This window comes from Paraburkholderia sp. GAS38 (genome assembly GCF_050434965.1).
Taxonomy (GTDB): Bacteria; Pseudomonadota; Gammaproteobacteria; order Burkholderiales; family Burkholderiaceae; genus Paraburkholderia; species Paraburkholderia phenazinium_A.
Genome location: NZ_JBNDJO010000006.1, coordinates 378141 through 395168, shown reverse-complemented (window position 1 = coordinate 395168; position 17028 = coordinate 378141). Strand labels below are relative to the sequence as shown.

General features: G+C 66.7%; 10 protein-coding genes. 1 reads left to right on the top strand and 9 read right to left on the bottom strand.

Annotated elements, in window-relative coordinates; all coding sequences use genetic code 11:
- The first annotated feature begins 155 nt into the window (after window positions 1-155).
- Window positions 156-3215: an ATP-binding protein gene (locus tag P3T42_RS17595; protein WP_429306771.1), complete on the top strand. Its 3060-nt coding sequence runs from the start codon at window positions 156-158 to the stop codon at window positions 3213-3215.
- Window positions 3216-3230: 15 nt separating this feature from the next.
- Here P3T42_RS17595 and P3T42_RS17590 read toward each other — a convergent pair whose 3' ends face one another.
- The 9 genes from P3T42_RS17590 to poxB form a co-directional block, all read right to left on the bottom strand.
- Window positions 3231-6347 carry an ATP-binding protein gene (locus P3T42_RS17590; RefSeq protein ID WP_429306770.1) on the bottom strand — a complete coding sequence of 1039 codons (3117 nt, stop codon included), beginning with the start codon at window positions 6345-6347 and terminating at the stop codon, window positions 3231-3233.
- Window positions 6344-7981 (bottom strand): LuxR C-terminal-related transcriptional regulator, encoded by a 1638-nt coding sequence (locus P3T42_RS17585; RefSeq protein WP_429306769.1) that lies wholly within the window; start codon window positions 7979-7981, stop codon window positions 6344-6346. The genes P3T42_RS17590 and P3T42_RS17585 overlap by 4 nt, the downstream gene beginning before the upstream one ends.
- Window positions 7982-8271: 290 nt before the next feature.
- Window positions 8272-9327 (bottom strand): helix-turn-helix domain-containing protein, encoded by a 1056-nt coding sequence (locus tag P3T42_RS17580; protein ID WP_429306768.1) that lies wholly within the window; start codon window positions 9325-9327, stop codon window positions 8272-8274.
- 165 nt (window positions 9328-9492) lie between these two features.
- Complete coding sequence (locus tag P3T42_RS17575; protein WP_429306767.1) at window positions 9493-9906, bottom strand: MucR family transcriptional regulator; 414 nt, start codon at window positions 9904-9906, stop codon at window positions 9493-9495.
- 166 nt (window positions 9907-10072) lie between these two features.
- On the bottom strand, window positions 10073-11614 hold the full coding sequence (locus tag P3T42_RS17570) for an MdtP family multidrug efflux transporter outer membrane subunit (protein ID WP_429306766.1): 1542 nt from the start codon (window positions 11612-11614) through the stop codon (window positions 10073-10075).
- Window positions 11614-13776 (bottom strand): FUSC family protein, encoded by a 2163-nt coding sequence (locus P3T42_RS17565; protein WP_429306765.1) that lies wholly within the window; start codon window positions 13774-13776, stop codon window positions 11614-11616. Before P3T42_RS17565 ends, P3T42_RS17570 begins: the two co-directional genes overlap by 1 nt.
- Complete coding sequence (gene mdtN / locus P3T42_RS17560; RefSeq protein ID WP_429306764.1) at window positions 13773-14846, bottom strand: multidrug transporter subunit MdtN; 1074 nt, start codon at window positions 14844-14846, stop codon at window positions 13773-13775. The genes P3T42_RS17565 and mdtN overlap by 4 nt, the downstream gene beginning before the upstream one ends.
- A gap of 26 nt (window positions 14847-14872) precedes the next feature.
- Window positions 14873-15103: a YtcA family lipoprotein gene (locus tag P3T42_RS17555; RefSeq protein ID WP_074295503.1), complete on the bottom strand. Its 231-nt coding sequence runs from the start codon at window positions 15101-15103 to the stop codon at window positions 14873-14875.
- Between the two features lie 59 nt (window positions 15104-15162).
- On the bottom strand, window positions 15163-16884 hold the full coding sequence (poxB, locus tag P3T42_RS17550; protein WP_074295504.1) for a ubiquinone-dependent pyruvate dehydrogenase: 1722 nt from the start codon (window positions 16882-16884) through the stop codon (window positions 15163-15165).
- Window positions 16885-17028 lie beyond the last annotated feature (144 nt).

Genomic DNA, 17028 nt, shown 5'->3' with positions numbered 1-17028 from the left:
CGAAGGCATCATGGCGTCCTATCCCCCAAACGGGGGCGAAGACTTGCCGGACGACGCCCGGTCATGCCGGTACATCGTGGGTTTTCGCGGTCATATTGCGGGTATAGAATCCGCTAGATTGCAAGTACGAACGGGCCGTGAGGTCGGAGACAAACGTGAGCGATTTCCCGCCATTCCGGCTAGACCGGGCCAATCAATGTGTCTGGCAATCGACATCCGACGGCGAACGCCGCCTCAATCTCAGGCCGCGTGCCTATGACATGCTTCAGTATCTGGTCGACAACGCCGGCCGTCTTGTGACGCACGACGAGTTCCTCGACGCGCTTTGGCAAAAGGTCCTGGTACAACCGGAAGTGCTGAAGGGGCACATGCTGTCGATCCGGGCCGCGCTCGGCGACGACCCCGCCAACCCCAGGTTCATCGAAACGCAGCGCGGCCGCGGCTACCGGTTCATCGCGCCGTTGCGCGCGCGGGCGCCCGTCCATGCCACGCATGCCACTGAGGTAGAGCCGCCCGCTCACAGCAGCTTCGTCGGACGCACGTCTCAGCTAGACAAGCTCAAAACGCTATTCGACGAGGCCAGCACAGGCGAGTCGCGCATTGTGTTCGTCGCCGGCGAACCGGGCATCGGCAAGACCACGCTTGTCAACCAGTTCCTCGAATCCCTCGACGGTCGCGGCGAGGTGCTGACCTCGCTTGGACGCTGCGTGGAAGGCTACGGCGGCACCGAGCCGTACTACCCCGTGCTCGAAGCCCTCGCGCAACTGGTGCGGGGCGACGCCGGCGCGCCCATCATGCGCAGCCTGATCTCGATCGCGCCGACCTGGGCCGCGCAGCTTCCCGGTTCGGTGCCGGAGCGGCATCGCGCTGCACTGCAACGCCAGTTGGTCGGCGCGGTCAGTGGCCGCATGCTGCGCGAGATCTGCGAGTTCTTCGCCGCACTCTCGGCGCAACGACCGCTTGCGCTCGTTTTCGAAGACCTGCATTGGTCGGATTATTCGACGGTCGACATGCTCTCCGCCCTCGCCCGTCATCGCAACCATGCGCGCCTGATGGTCGTCGCCACCTATCGGCCCGAGGATGCGGAAGTCGTGCAGCATCCGCTGTGCCGCCTGAACCGCGACCTCGGTTTGCAGAAGCTCTGCCACGACATCGTGCTCGAGCCGCTGACCGAAGACGCGATCGCCGAATACCTGAATGCCAGCACGCAGCACGCGCGCGAGAGCGAGTTCGCGCAGCTCGTATGCGAGCGCTCCGGCGGCAATCCGCTCTTCATGGTGGCGACGCTCGATCATCTGGTCGCGCAAGGCATTGCCAGGACCACGCCGGAGGGCTGGAAGCTGCATGTGTCGCCGTCCGAAGTGCGGCTCGAAGTGCCGCTGACGCTGAGCCAGGTCATCGAGCATCGCATTCAACGGCTGACCGGCGATCAACAACGCGTGCTCGAAGCCGCCAGCGTGGCGGGGCTCAACTTCGACGCCACCGCCCTGGCTGCCGCCGCGCAGTTGAACCAGGAAAGCGTCGAGGAGGTGTGCGAAGCGCTGTGCCGGCAGGAGAGCTTCATTCGACGTGAGGCGCCTGCGCCGCTCGACCCCATGAACGCGGCGCGCACCTATGCGTTCCGCCACACCATGTACCGGCAGACGTTCTATGAACGTCAGGGCGCGCTGCGCACCGCGCATTCCCATCTGCGGATTGCCGAGGCGCTCGAAGCGCGCTGCGCGCCGGAAGCGCGCGGCAGCGTCGCCGCCGAACTGGCCCAGCATTTCGCGGCAGCGCGGCAATGGTCGCGCGCGCTCGGCTATCTGCGCATCGCGATCCAGACGGCGAAAAAACGCCTCGCCTATAACGACGCCCTTGCCGTGCTCGATCGCGCCATGATGCTGGCCGCCAATCTGCCGCACGATGCACGTGTGGCCGCGGAAGCGGAGTTTCTTGAAGGGCGAGCGTCGATCTTTACCGCGGCGCACGACCGGCGGGCGCGCGAGACATGCGAGCAACTGGCGGCGCGCGCCGCGCAACTGGGCCTGATCGACATTCAGAGCCGTGCGCTGCTGAGCCTCGCTTACACGTATAGCTGGCGCGATCAACTGCGCTGCAACCGGATCATCGACGAAGCGCTCGCGCTGAGCGAACGGCAGACCGATCCGCAGCAACAGGCGCGCACGCGCATCAGTTGCTACGTCTGGAGAATGTGGGTCCGCGGCTGGAATGCCGACGATATCCGCCAGTGCGAGGTGGCGCTCGATGCCTTGCGCGGCGGCGCCGATCCGTTCACGACCGCCTGGTCGCAGTGCGAATACGCCATGGTGCTGATGGTATCGGCGCGCTATCAGCAGGCTCAGGACACGATTCTCGCGAGCTACCAGTTCCTCGTCGATAACGACGAGAACCGGCCCGAGTTCAACATGGCGCGCGCCACATGGATGGTGAATCTCGGCGTGCCCTGGACGCTGCTGTACCTGGGCGAGTTTGGCCACGCACAGCAGGCGTTCGACCGGGTGATCGGCATGTATGCGGCGAATGGCAATCAGTACGGCGCCGATACGCTCACGCTGTACCGCTGCTGGCTGCAATTCCATGCGCTCGACTTCGACGCCATGCTCGAGTCCTGCACGCAGGTGCTCGCAGACATCCCGAGCGAGACGGCCACGCGCCGCTCCACGCTTCCCGCGGAGCAGCGGCTCGGGATTCTGCTGAAGGGACTGGCCTACCTCGGCCTCGGCGACACCCGCACGGCGCGCGTTCATCTGCTCGACGTGATGCAGCGCATGGATAACGAGCCGGTGATTTTCGACTGGTACTGGCGGGTGTCGCTCGAATGGGGACTCGCGAACCTTGCGCTCGCGGAGGGCGCGCTTGACGAAGCGATGACGCATGCCGCGCGTCTGGTCAAGCTCGCGACCGCAACGCAAGAGCGGACGTGGCATGGCTTGTCGTGGGAAGTGCAGGCGCGCGTCGCGCTGCAGCTTGGCGCCGTGAAGGACGCCCTGCATTGCATCGACAAGGCCATGGCGGCCACCCAGCATTTCCAGACTCCGCTCGCGGACTGGCGCATTCATCGCACGGCGAGCGAGGCGTATGGCCTGAGCGGCGACGCGGCAACGGCCGCCCGTCACGCCGAACTCGCAGCGAGCAAACAGGCGGCGCTTGCCGCCAGCTTGCCCAACGGAAGTCGCCTGCGCGACACGCTGGAAGCCGCGATCCAGGGCTAGCGCGCAATCGGGGAATCAGGGAGTCAGGTCCACGAGATCCGCGAGGTCCGCGAGACGGCGGCCGATGCCATCGCCCGCATCCCGTGAGGTCGAACCGGCAAGACGGGTGCGCAATTCGATGCAGCGTTGTCGTGCCGCCGACATGGCTTGCGTATCGCCGCGCGCCTCATGCCACTGCGCCGCCGTGCGCTGCAGACGCCAGTTCGCCAGCGGCGTCTCGAAGCCTTCGGTCGCCGCAAACGCAGCCTCCAGATGCAGCCTGGCATGCTCCAGATCGCCTTCGTGCAGCGACGCTCTTGCCATCGTGTCCCACGCCAGCGCCTGCCAGGTGCGCTCCTCCGTCGCGAGCGCGCCGGCGAGGAAGCGGCGAGCGCGATACTGCGCGGCCTCGTGGTCGCCGCCCGCCATCGCGAGGTCCGCGCAGCCCCATTCGAGCGCCAGCCGCCAGTACCAGTCGAACATGGTCGGCTCGTGCTCCATCAGCCGTTCGGCTTCGGCGAAACGCGCTGCGGCCGCGGTGCTTTCGCCCAGGCCCGCATGAGCGAGACCGGCGAGAACCGTCCAGCCGTGCTGCTGCGGCGGCAGCAAGGCAGCACGCTCACGCACTTCGGCATCGGATCCAGGGCGGTCCGCCGCCGCGCTGAATTGCCGGTCCAGTTCGATCACGGTCTCGAAGTCCATCGTATGAATCAGCAGCCAGCCGCGATAGACCTGCAGGGTGCGCGCCGCAAAGTAGTTGCCGTTGTCGTGAAAGACGCGGATGCCCCGATCGAATTCGTCGAACGCGCGGCCCAGTTCGCCTAGCGACATCTGCGCCCACGGCACGCCGAGCCGCATCATCCACATCGCACGCGCGATGTCGAAGCCCGGATGGCTCACTGCATGGTCGTACAGCACCTGATAGCCCGTTTGCACGTTGTTCAGCGCGGCGCGGTACTGCGTCGACACCATCTGCAGCATGCTCTGCTCCAGTTGCGCTTTCGCGATGGACACCGGATCGCCTACCTCGCGCAAGGTGGCGAGCGCATCCATGCAATGGCGCGCGTCGGCCGCGCTCCAGCCTTGCGTCCAGATTCGCCGCACGTGACATGCGATCTGCGTCGAGGCGCTGACGCGCCGGTCCGGATGCGACGCGCTCAAGCTGAGCGCATCGTCGAGGTAGGCCACCGAGCGAACCTGATCGTTCCAGCTGAGAACATACGAGAGACCGAGCAGCGCGCGCAGTTGCACTTCGATCTTGCCGAGCCGCGTAGCCTGCTCATGCAGTGCCCGATAGGCGCTCACCGCCAGCGGATCGTGAGCGGCTGCGAGTAGCGCTGCGCGTGTTTCGACAAACTCGACGCGCCGCAGCGCGCGCAAGTCCGCCGGCAAGTGCGCGAGTAGCGCGTCGGCCTGATCGAGCGCCGCGAGGGCCTCGCGATAGGCACAGCGCACCTTCGCGGTCTGCAAGGCGATCCGCACATAGTCGAGCGCCTTCTCCCACTGCTGCGCGTCCGCGAAATGCCAGCACAGCTCCCCTGCGATACTGCCGCGCTGCCCCGGCGCAAACAGTTGCTCGAGACGCTCGCCGATCAGCCGGTGCGACGCCGAGCGCCGCGTCAAGCCCTGACGGTCGTAGAAGACACTGCGAACCAGCGCATGCGCAAACCGGAACGACTGCAGGCTCGAACCGTCGGGCAAGGTCCGAATGTCAGCACGACGAATGAACTGGCCGCGCCGGGCCAGGCCATCGCAAAGATCTTCGAACGCCTCGACGCTCATCCCGGCGGCTTCGGCCGTCGTCGTGGCGGCAAACGTCAAGCCCGCCACGCTTGCCGTTTCGAGCGCGCGCTGTGCCCGGGTCGCCAGTCGCCGAATGCGTATCTCGATGACCTGGGCGACCGTGCGCGGTAGCGCGTCGCGCAACTGCGCGGCCGGCGCGCGCTGATGCCAGCCGTCGGAGGTCGGCTCCACCAATCCCTGCTCATGCAGATGCTCCAGCATGGCCTGCATGAACAGCGGATTGCCGCCGGAGCGTTCGGCGAGCAGATGCGCCAGCTCTTCGTCGAGCGGGTTCAGACTCGCGCCATGCGTGAGCCACGTGCCGATCGAATCGGGCTTGAGCGGCGCCAGCGCGATCATCTCGCACGCGCCGCGCAGCGACAGCGTATGACTGAGCTTCATCACCGGATGCTGCAGGGACGCGGCCTCTTCGCCACGGTAAATCGCCACCAGCATGAGCCGCAGCGATCCTTCGAGCCGTGCGAGCGCGGACAGCATGTCGATGGTCGAGAAATCGGCCCAATGCAGGTCGTCCAGCACGAGCACCAGCGGGCGCTCTCGCGCCAGCGCCTGCAGCAGATCGCACATTTCGCGCATCATGCGCTGCCGTCCGGCGCCGAGCGTCTGCGCGAGCAACGCCTCGCGGATGGAGGCCGGCACATGAGCCGGCATCAACACGGCCCAGGTGGGCGCGATCGCGATGAGCGCCTGCGTGACCTCGGTGCCGCCCGCACCGCGGCATAAACGGCCCAGCGCTTCGAGCACCGGATAGTACGGTTCGGTGCCGCCGTAGCCTTCGATGCAGCCGCCGCCCAGCACGCGCGCGTCGCCGTGTGACACCTCGGCGAGAAACTCGTCGACGAGCGCCGTCTTGCCGATCCCCGCCTCGCCGGCGATAAACACGATCTGCCGCGTGCCGGCGCGAGCACGCTGATGGGCTGCTAGCAAGGCGTCGAGTTCCGGTGCGCGACCCACGAAACGCTCCGCCCGGCGCGCGAAGAAGCCTGACTGGCCGCCCGCTGCAAACGTATCGACCGCGGCGATGAAGCGATAGCCCCGGCCGCGAATCGTTGCGACGTAACGCGGCGCGTCCGCGTCGTCGCCAAGCGCGCGGCGGATCGCCGCCACATGTCCTTTGAGTACTTCGGGCTGCACATGCACGTGCGGCCATACCGCTTCGAGCAGCGCATAGGATGAGACCAACTGCTGCGGATGTTCGACCAGGTGGCGCAACACTGCGAAGGTTTTAGGCCGCAGGTCGATGCGCGTGGCGGATTGCACCGGGCTCAGCCGCCACACGCAGTGATTGGCCAGGTCGAGCTGAAAGCCGGAAAACTGCAGCAAGGTGCGAACGCGAAAGTCAGGGTTCAAGCAGCATCACTCCTCGGCATCCGGAGCAAATCGAGGCGGCTCGCGAGCGTGACCGCCTCGGTCCGGTTTCTGACCGACAGCTTGGCGTAAAGATGCTTGGCGTGCGATTTCACCGTTTCGGGAGCAATGCCCAGCTCGACCGCGATCTGCTTGTTGGACAGCCCGCGCCCCATCAGCGCGAGGATCAGGCGCTCGCGCTCACTGAGTCCCGCACCCGCGTGCGGGCGTCGTGCCGCGAACGGCTCATGGGTTTCGCTCGCGTCGCGTTGCCGGTGCACCAGCAGCATGCCCGCGTACGGCAGCAGTTCGCGGGTATCGCTGACCGCAACGATGCGTTGTTGCACAATCGCCTCGATCAGTTCGGCGACGCGCGCACTGCAATCCACCAGCGTTTGATGCAGCCCGACCGAGGGCGCGAGCCTCAGCAGTCCGACGAGTACCTCGACTGCTTCGCCACGTTGGCCGGTCACGAGCAAGGCCTCGACGAGCAACAGGGCAATCGGCACCGCCGCATAGAGACCGCCCCGCCATACCGTGTCGCGATGCACTTCGCGCAGTGCGGCGATATCGACGGCAGCCGGCGAGCAGGCCAGCGCAACGCGCGCCCGGGCGACGGTGTGAAACCTCGCAATCTCGAAGCTCACGTTGCGGCTCGCGGCGCGCGCTTCATCGGCGAGGCCGACAAGTGCGACAAGTGCGGCGAGACGCTGCAGCGCGCTTTCGGCCTGCTCGATGCGGCCACGGCCCACCTCGATCTCGATCTGCTGCGCGAGGCTCGCCGCCTGCAGTCGCGGCCAGGCGCGCCGCGCGCCAAGCGCCTCGGCCTCACTGAGAATCACCAGCGCCCGGCCGTGTTGCCGCCGGCCCGCGGCGATACGCGTGAGCAGCCCATACGCACGCAACGCACTTTCGACCGTACAGCTTTCGCGGAGCGTGGCCAGCCGGGCGACGATCAGCGCCTCAGCGTCGTCCACCTGGCCTTGCTCGTAGAGCACCTGCGCAACGATGCAGGCGGGAAACGCGTCCGCGGGAACCTGCTTGCCGATAAAGCGGCGGCCAATCTCAAGCGCATGTGCGGCCAGCAAACGCGCCGCGCTGAAGCGCATTTGATCGAGTGCGACGGCGGCGTCCAAGGCCAGATCGAACAGCGCGGCGAGCGCCTGCCGCCGGCCCAGTTGGGTATCCAGCTTGACGCGCTCCACCGCGTGGAAGCGCTCCAGCTCGCCGAGCCGCCAATACACGCTGCGGCACACCGTCAACGCGATGTGCGCGGTGACCGCGCTGACGCCAGGCCCGCGTGCCGCCAGTGCGGCGGGTAAAGCAGCCGCCTCGTCGTCCTGCAACACGAGCGCCGCCGCGCGCAGCGCCGCAAGCTCGCAGCGCAACGTCTTCGCTACTGTGGGGGACAGCCTGTTCGCGTGGTGTTCGATCAGCTCCGCGATGACGAGCGCCTCGCGGCAATCGAGGTGCATGACGGCCTGCCACGCCCGTTCGAGATCGAGCCGGAGTTTTGCAAAGCCGATGCCGGGACGGACGCCGCCGTTCCGTGTCATTGGCCGTGCTTCGCCGATGCGGATGCTCACCGGCGGATAAATGGCATGCCGCGCGGCCGTCTCGGTCGCAGCGTATGGCATCGCTCCACTTGGCGTTCGAGCAGATTTCGAAAAGCTTTCGTGCGCAACCACATCGTTCATGCGAGGCTCCATCGGAACACGCCGTCGTCGCAACTGCTCGACGAAGGAAGATGCCGCCCAGACTAACCCTGGCGCCGTCGCGAAGCGTGATGATTCGGTTATTTTTCGGTAATGGCCCGGTCATGACGGGGCTTATACGATGTTTATACGGCGCTTATACGGTGCATCGACGCGCGAGCTGCGCTGGGACGAACGCGTGTCGGCGCTATTCGTCTGCGGACATGCCGCCGTCACGAGGCGTCGCATGCGGCGGCCTCGCCGCGCGGCTCGTTCATCAGCCTGCCACCTCGCATCCGCATGCGCCAGGCATTAGGCGGCTCGCCGATCATGCGCTTGAAGACCGCCGTGAAATGCGCATGCGAACTGAAGCCGCAACTGAGCGCGACGTTGAGCACGCTGAACTCCGACGAGCTGAGCAGCATCTGCGCATGCTCGAGCCGTCGTCTTAGCAGGTAAGCGTGTGGGGAATAACCGGTCGTCGAGCGAAACTGCGCGGCGAAATGCATACGCGTGAGCCCCGTGCTGGCCGCCACTTCGGCCAGGCCGATCGGGTTGGCGAGATTGGCCTCCATGAAATCGAGCGCGCGGCGCAAACGCCACCTCGGCAGCGATGCACCCTTGGCCATGGCGCGCGCCGACATATCGTCCGCGCCCCGGGCCAGCAATCGGGCCATGATCGCATCGCACACGCTGTCCGCATACATGCGGCCGAAGGTGTCGGCAAGCGGATTCGCGTCCTGCAGCGCGAGCGCCAGCCGTTCCACCGCGATGTCGCGAAAAATGCCCGGACTGTGGTCCGCGAGATCGGGCCGCGCGAGTTGCCCTTCGGCCTCCTCATAACGCCGCGACACCAGGTCCGGCGCGACGAACAGATGCATGACGCGGCACGGCGCTGCATACACGGCCTTGACGCTGGCGCCCGGCGCGGTGATCTGGATCGAACCCGGCATCACCGGACCGTCGCAGAGGACCCGGCCGTCGTGCTGGAACCTCAGCGTGGTCGCGCTCAGGCTGATGCCGACCGTATAGAAACGCTCATCGCCCACGCTCGACACTTCGCGCTGCGCGGCGCCGCCCTCACTCCAGCTCCAACTGCCGGCGAGGATGCGGTCGGCGGTGGCTGCATCGACCGTGGAAAGCGGCGGACAGCGCCAGCGCTCCTCTACGCCTACGATCGAACGTTCGCTCGCACTGAAGTTCGTTGTGAAACCTGCGCCCACGCCACTTCCGGCATCAGCAGATGCCGCCCGGCCAAGGCTCGCCGCGTACTGTGACTGTCTGGACATGGTGTCGCTCCGTGTCGATGCGCCGCACGCCGGCGGCGCCGACCGCTTCACGGCGCCCGACCCGCGGGCCGTTTTCATTGCTGAGCATGATGCGCGACACGGCCACTGCTCCGGTATCCCTCCAATGGGTGAAACGGCCACCCGCGAGCGCGGGCCCGCCTCCCCTCAAGACTTCGCAGGACGACGCGGCTTGACGGCCCCTGCGGGATGATTCTTCGCGATGGTCGAGCGCAACGCCGAGTAGGCGGGCGCGACCATCGGATAGTCGGCGGGCAGCCCCCATTTCGCCCGATACTGCTCGGGGGTCATCCCGTAGCGGTGCTGCAGATGGCGCTTGAGCGACTTCAGCTTGCGGCCGTCTTCGAGACAGACCAGGTAGTCGTCATGGATCGATTCGTCGATGGGGACGGCCGCCTCGCCCGGCGAGCGGGCCTCCTCACCCGGATCGCGCAGCGCGGCGAGAGCGGCATGGGTACTGGAAATGAAGGCCGGCAAGTCGGCGGCCGGCAGCGGGTTGCATGAGACGAAGCTCGCCACGATTTCGGCGGTCAGCTCGATCAGGTGGGTGCGCTCGTTCACGGCCGGCCTCGTGAATTCAAGGGCCCCGTGTCAATGGGTAAGGTGCCCGAAAGCAGCGGACAGATTCGCGACACCATGACCTTGCCTCCCTGTTGGGCGGGTTCCCGGAAAAGGTAGAGGCGCGCAGCACGCGGGTCAATCCCCCGAACGGGGGCGGACTCGCGCGCTAGCGCGTCGCACTTGCCGGCTGCGCGGGCAGTACCGGCAAATCGTCGCTGCGATACCCGCCGCCCAGCGTGCGCGTCAGGACGATTTCCGCTTCGATTTCATCGCCGTTCAGTTGCAGCAGCGCGATCTGTCCTTCGATGACCGGCGCCTTGGCCTGCATCGCTGTGCTGCGGTCGGCGAGACCGCGCTGGTACTGCGCGTCGGCGCTCTCGCTGGCGAAACGGATGGCGTCGATCCGCTCGCGCTGCAGTTGCGCGCGATGCTCGAGATCGTCGATCTGGCTGCCGGTTTGCGCGACATCGCGGACCGCGTCGAGCACCGCTTCGTTGTACTGTTCGATGAGCGTGTTGCTGGCACTCCGGGCGCCATGCAGGCCCGCGTTCAGACGGCCGCCGTCGAAGATCGGCAAAGAGAGTCCCGGGATCAGGTTGATCTGTTCGGCTGAATGCGTGAACAGATCGCGCATCCGCAGCGCGTTGAAGCCGAAGAACGCGGTGATGTCGAAGCTCGGGTAGAACGCGGCCTTGGCGGCGTCGATGCGGTCGAACGATGCCGCGACGAGCCAGCGCAGCGCCTGCAGGTCCGGGCGGCGGTTCAGCAGCTCGAACGACAGTGTGGACGGCAGGCCGACCGAGGGCGCCGGCAACGCCACCGGCACGATGGCCGGCAGATCGTCCGCGCCCGCGCCCAGCAGCGCGCGCAACGCCTCGCGGGTTTGCACGATCTGTTCCTGTGCCGAGGCGATCTGCTGGTCGAGCGCGAGAAGTTGCGAGCGCGCCTCGGCCGACTGCGTCAGCGCCTCCAGCCCCCGTTCGTGCCGCGCGCTTCGCGTGTCCAGCTCGAACGCGTCGACGCTGCGCAATTGCTGCAGCAGACCGAGGCTCGTATAGACGATCTGGATCTGGTAGTAGAGCTGCGCAACGCCCGTCGACACCTCCAGCTCGGCCTGCGCCGCCTCGGCGCGACGCGCGTTCTGTTCGCCGAGCGCCGCGCGCACGAGATCGCGCTGCTTGCCCCACAGGTCGATATCGTAATGGGCGTCCACGCCGACCAGCCCGGTCCAGTACCACGGGCCGTAAGCGCCGATCGCCGGATCCTGCTGCGCATAGGCGCTCAGGAAACCATGGCCGGACACGTGCTCGCGATCGGCCTCGCCGCGCGCCGACACCTGCAGGTCGGAACCCGCACGGATCAGTTCCACCTGGGCGTGTGCCTGCGAGACGTGCTCACGTGCGATGGCGAGCGTCGGCGCATGACTGAGCGCGCGGTCGATCAGCGCGTCGAGCTGCGGGTCGTGATAGTCCTCCCACCAGCGCGCCGACGGCCAGCCTTCGCCGGCGAGATGGATGTCGTCGGCCAGACGGATTTGTTCCGGTGCGATGAGAGCGGCCGGCGGGCTGTCGTGATGAATCAGCGCGCAGGCTGCGAGGCATGAACAGAGCGGCAGCAGCGCCAGCCAGCGGCGCACGAAGCGCGGCAACGGTGGACGGGCGGCGTGGCGAGGCGCGGTCTGCGCTTGCGAAAAATGATCGTCGCGCATCACGCTATCCCCGCCCGGGCGGAATCATTCGACGGCGTCGACGTGAGTTCGACGGTCCACCATTGCGGCAAGCCCGTGAGCGCCGTGTTGAGACGCGTGGCCGACTCCTGCAGCGCAGCGCTGCCCTCCCCGCCGCGCTCGCTCGTCGCCAGCCTGGTTGAATCCAGCGGCGCGGGCGGCGTGGCAAGCGGCGGTTCGCTCGACAATTGCTGCGCGTATTGTTCGAGCGACTCGCCAAGCTCGCGCTGCAGCGCCCCACAGGCTTGCATCACATCCGTGCCGGATGCATCGGTACGTCCGGCCTCGAACATCGTCCGGTCGTGGAAAGCGTCGCTCGCCAGCAGGATCGAGCGGCTCTGCGCCAGCACCGTTTGCGCGAGGAGCGTGATGCGGGCCGTTTCGCCCTCACGCCAGTCCGGTTCGAGCGTGACCCGCGCGAGCATCGCTTCGCAATCGGCCAGCATGGCCCACGCCGTCGACGCGGGCTGCGCCGGCGCTGCGGGTGCGTCGCTCCCAGCCGCCTGGGCATGGCCGCGAGCGACAGCCGCGATCGTACGAAGCACCTTGGCGAGTTGCGTGCGCAGCGCGTCGGCCTCGCCTTCCGGCCACACCGACATCTGGATAAAGGTCGCAACGCCGACCCCCAGCAGAATCCCCACCAGCCGGTCGCGGATTTCGGTGAGATCGGACGGCGGCGCAAACTGCTCCAGCAGGGCGAGCGAAAACGTGAACATGAGCTGCAAGCCGGCGTAGCTGATCCGCTCGGAACCGGCCGACACCCACGCCCCCAGCGCAATCACCGGCAAGCTCATCAGCAGCAGGCCCGTCACGCTTTCCAGTTGCGGAATCACGAAGGCGACCATGAAGAGCGCGAGCGCGCTGGCGACCAGTGCACCGCTCACCCGCAGCAGACCGTGCCGGCTCGAGGCGCCGAGACTGGGCAGCGCGACGACGAGGCAGGTCAGCATGATCGTATGAATGCCGGGCCAGTTCACCGCGTTGTAGAACACATAGCAGATCAGGACCGACATCAGCGTGCGCAATGCGAAGCGGGCGTAGCGCGGGTTGGAGAAGGCATCGGGTGACAGCAACGGGGCCGGCGGCGACGGCGGCGTCGCTGCTTGCGCCGCCTTGGAGCGGGTGGCATCGGCGAGCGCTTCGATGGCGCGCCGCATCGAAGCGACGGCGGGAATCGTCGGCGCTTCGGCATCGCGCTGCGCGGCGCTCACCCGTGGCAATGGCGCATCGTGGGTGATGGCGGCGTCGAGCGCCGCAACTTCGCCGCGCACGCTGCGGATCGCGGCGAGCCCGGCGTCACCGGACGGTTGCGCCGTGGCGGGCAAGCCGGCGGCCGCTTCGTACAAGCGCGAGACGGCCGTCACCGAAGCCAGCATCGCCGCAGCCGCATGCTCGCTGTAGCGCGTGCGCATCGTGGAGAAGCGCAGCAGTTTCTGCAACGACAAGGCGCCCTGCTGCAGATCGCTCGCATCGAGCGCGGCCGGCGTCGCAACAGGCTCGGCAGACGGTTCGAGCAGCGCGGTGAGGCGCGCCTGAACCGCGGCGAGTTGCCGGTGCATCGCCGCGCGCAGTTGCCGCTCAGGCTCGGCGGGCAGCAAAACCGTATTGATGATCAGCGCCACCACAACCGGATAGTTGACCGCGGACCAGACCCACAGACAACTGCGCACCAGTTGTTCCGCGTTGTCGGTCAGGTCGACAAAGCTCTGCGCGTAGATCACGATGATCGCGACGATAAAAAACACCAGGCCAAACTTCGTGACGGCCCGCATCAGGTACACGCTGCAAAAAAATATCGCGCTAGCGACGGCGATGCGCAGCAGCGGGTAGTCGAAGGTCAAGACATAGAGGCCAATGGCAGCGGCTACCGCACAGGTCGAGCCGAGCACCAGGTTCAGCGCGATCACGCGCGTCAACACCACGTTGGCCTGGGTGACGTAGAACACCACCATCAGCGACAGAGCCAGTTCGGGCACCTGCAGCGTCATCGAAGCGACGATCACGATTGCGCTGCCCAGCACGCAACGCAGCGTTACGTTGCCGCGACCGGGGAACATCGCCAGTTCGCGCTGTAGAAACCCCACGAAACGCGCGAATGGGCGCGGCAACGCAAGCTCGCGCCGCAAGCGGGCGACAGCGGTCATGACTGCGCTCCGCCTGCGGCTGCCGCGGCATGCTCGCGAGGACGCACCACCGCCACCGCCGAGGTGCCGATGCGGAACAACTGCGGATCGGGACGATCCACCAGGATCTTCACCGGAAAGCGCTGCGCGACGTGAACCCAGTTGATGCTGCGCTGAATGTTCGGCAGACCGTTCGCGGTGCCGCCGCCGTCCTGCGGATCGACGCCAAAGCCGACCGAGTCGACGGTACCGCTAAAGCGTATGCCGGTATTGCTCATCAGATACACCGTCGCCCGCGTGCCGGGACGGATCTGCCCGAGTTCGTTCTCGCGGAAATTGGCAATCACGTACCAGTGCCGCGTGTCGATCAGCGTGAAGACCGGTTTTTGCGCGGACACGTACTGCCCGACCGTCGTGCGCAGTTCCGCGACGCGTCCGTCGAACGGCGCGCGCACCGTCGCGTACTCGAGATTGAGTTGCGCCGTGGCGATCTCGGCCTGCAACACCGAGCGCTGCGCGACGAGCGCATCGACGCTGCTGACCGCCGCCTGCGCCTGGCGTGCCTGGGCCTCGGCGGAGGCCAGTTCCGCGAGCGCCGAGCGCTGCGCGGTGCGTGCGCGGTCGAGGTCGTCGGCGGAGATGTAGCCCTTGCCGATCAGCGGCTGCATTCTCGCGAGCGTATCGCTCGCCTGGTTCGCCGCCGCCTGGGCGCGCCCCACCGCCGATCTGGCCGCCGTCGCGCCGAAGGTCTGCGCGTTCACGCTGCGCTGCGTCAGCGGAATCTGCGCGTCGAGCTGCACGAGCGCCGCCTGGGCGCGCTGCAACGCGTACTGATACGGACGCGGATCGATCTGGAACAGCAGATCGCCCTGCTTGACCGCCTGATTGTCGCGCACCGCCAGCGTGACGATCTTGCCGCTCACTTCCGGCGACACGCCGATGGTGTCCGCATACGCATAGGCATCGTCGGTGCGCGGCGCGGTGTCGACGCGCCAGATCACCGCGACGATCGCGGCCACCGCCAGCACGATCAGCAGAATGGCGGGCCAGGTTCGGGGGCGCTTCGCTGCGCCGGAGTTTGCCGCGCTCATGTTAGAACCCATGTTGGCACTGTCTGTCACAAGTTGAAGCCAACCGCCCAGAGGACGATCGAAAAGAGCACGGTCAGCGCGGGATAGACGATCGCCGGAGGCGTGAGCCAGCCGCCGTAGCCGCGGCGATACGCCAGCACATGCACGATGACCGTCAGTGCCACGCCGCCCGTCACGCAGAACAGCCAGTCGGGAAAATACGCGCCCAGCACGCCCACCGACGGCGATCCTGAGCACGCTGTGAGCAGCATCGACATCGGCAGGCTTAGGACTGTTTTTAGGCCCGCGCTTAAGGCCGCTTTTGAGCCTGCTTTCATCAGCGCGTCAGATTCACTTTCGCCAGATCGATCAGTTCGCGGCCGCGCCCGTCCATCACCGACTTCATCATGAAGAGCCCGAAATGCCACGCCTCGTCGACGGTGGTCTTCGGCGGCATGATGAGCTCCTGACGCGCGCTGACCACGTCGACCAGCGCCGGACCGTCGTGCTCGAACGCCGCGGTGAGGGCGGCTTCAAGGTCCTGCGGCCGCTCGACGCGAATGCCCTTGACGCCGATCGCCTCGGCCATGTTCGCGAAGTTGGGGTTGATCAGCTCGGTGCCGGTGTCGACGAAACCCGACGCGCGCATTTCGATTTCGACAAAGCCGAGCGTGCCGTTGTTCAGGACGACGACCTTCACAGGCAAGCCGGCCTGGACCAGCGTGAGGAATTCGCCCATCATCATGGCAAAGCCGCCGTCGCCCGACATCGACACGACCTGGCGCCCCGGATACGTCGCCTGCGCGCCGATGGCATGCAGCATGGCATTGGCCATCGAACCGTGATTGAACGAGCCGACCAGCCTGCGCTTGCCGTTCAGCTTGAGATAGCGCGCGGTCCAGGCGATCGGCGTGCCGACGTCGCAGGTGAAGATCGCGTCGTCCGCGGCGAGCTCGCTGACCAGCTTCGTCACATACTGAGGATGAATCGTCGTGCTCGACGGATTGCTTTCGGCGAGCGCATCCAGGTCTTTGCGCGCGGTGCCGTAATGCTCGAGCGCGCGGTCCAGGTGGGTCGAATCGGTCTTTTCGTTGAGCACCGGCAGCAGCGCGGCGAGCGTGTCCTTGACGGTGCCGAGCAACCCGAGTTCGAGCGAGCAGCGGTTGCCGAGCGCTTCGGGGCGCACGTCGATCTGCACGATCTTGGCGTTCTCCGGGTAGAACTGCCGGTACGGAAAGTCCGTGCCGAGCAGCAGCAACAGGTCGCAGGCCTTCATTGCCGCATAGCCCGAGGCAAAGCCGACCATGCCCGTCATGCCGACGTCGTACGGGTTGTCGTGCTCGATGTACTCCTTGCCGCGCAGCGAATGCACGATCGGCGCCTTGAGGCGCTTCGCCAGTTCCACCACTTCGTCGTGCGCACCGGCACAGCCGGCGCCGCACATCAGCGTGACGCTCGATGCCGCGCGCAGCAGGCCCGCGAGATCGGCGATCTGCTCGTCGTTCGGACGCAGCACGGGCGGCGTGGTCGGCACGACCCAGGGCGCGACTTCGGCGGGCAACGGCGACAACGCCACGTTGCCGGGAATCACGACCACCGCCACGCCGCGGCGCGCCACCGCGACACGCATTGCACGGGTCAGGATCTGCGGCAGTTGCGCGGCGTTCGAGACCAGTTCGACGTAGTGGCTGCATTCCTTGAACAGGACTTCCGGGTGCGTGGCCTGGAAATAGTCGATGCCGATTTCGCTGCTGGGAATGTGTGCCGCAATCGCCAGCACGGGTACGCCGCTGCGGTGACAGTCGAACAAGCCGTTGATCAGGTGCAGATTGCCCGGCCCGCAGCTACCCGCGCAGACCGCGAGTTCGCCGGTCAGATGGGCCTCGGCGCCGGCGGCGAACGCCGCGCCTTCCTCGTGCCGAACGTGAATCCAGTCGATTTCGCTGGAGCGGCGCAGCGAATCGGAAACGCCGTTCAGCGAATCGCCGACGACGCCATAAATGCGTTTGACGCCGGCATGGGCGAGCGTGGCGACCAGGTAGTCAGCTGCAGTAGTCATGCAGCACCTCCAGATGGATTCCAGGTGGATGAATGCGATCGCGTGACGTACTGCCCGTTCGAGCCGACGTGCCGCGTGTCAGGTGATAGTGCCGCGCCTCACCTGTCCACGCTGTTCAAATCGCACGGCCTGGTTGCGATTTAG

Bases quoted from the DNA above. Each gene is read 5' to 3' on its own strand.
- P3T42_RS17570 (WP_429306766.1), bottom strand. From the start codon at position 11,614: ATGCGCGACGATCATTTTTCGCAAGCGCAGACCGCGCCTCGCCACGCC.
- P3T42_RS17580 (WP_429306768.1), bottom strand. From the start codon at position 9,327: ATGTCCAGACAGTCACAGTACGCGGCGAGCCTTGGCCGGGCGGCATCT.
- mdtN (WP_429306764.1), bottom strand. From the start codon at position 14,846: ATGAGCGCGGCAAACTCCGGCGCAGCGAAGCGCCCCCGAACCTGGCCC.
- P3T42_RS17565 (WP_429306765.1), bottom strand. From the start codon at position 13,776: ATGACCGCTGTCGCCCGCTTGCGGCGCGAGCTTGCGTTGCCGCGCCCA.
- P3T42_RS17555 (WP_074295503.1), bottom strand. From the start codon at position 15,103: ATGTCGATGCTGCTCACAGCGTGCTCAGGATCGCCGTCGGTGGGCGTG.
- poxB (WP_074295504.1), bottom strand. From the start codon at position 16,884: ATGACTACTGCAGCTGACTACCTGGTCGCCACGCTCGCCCATGCCGGC.
- P3T42_RS17585 (WP_429306769.1), bottom strand. From the start codon at position 7,981: ATGCCATACGCTGCGACCGAGACGGCCGCGCGGCATGCCATTTATCCG.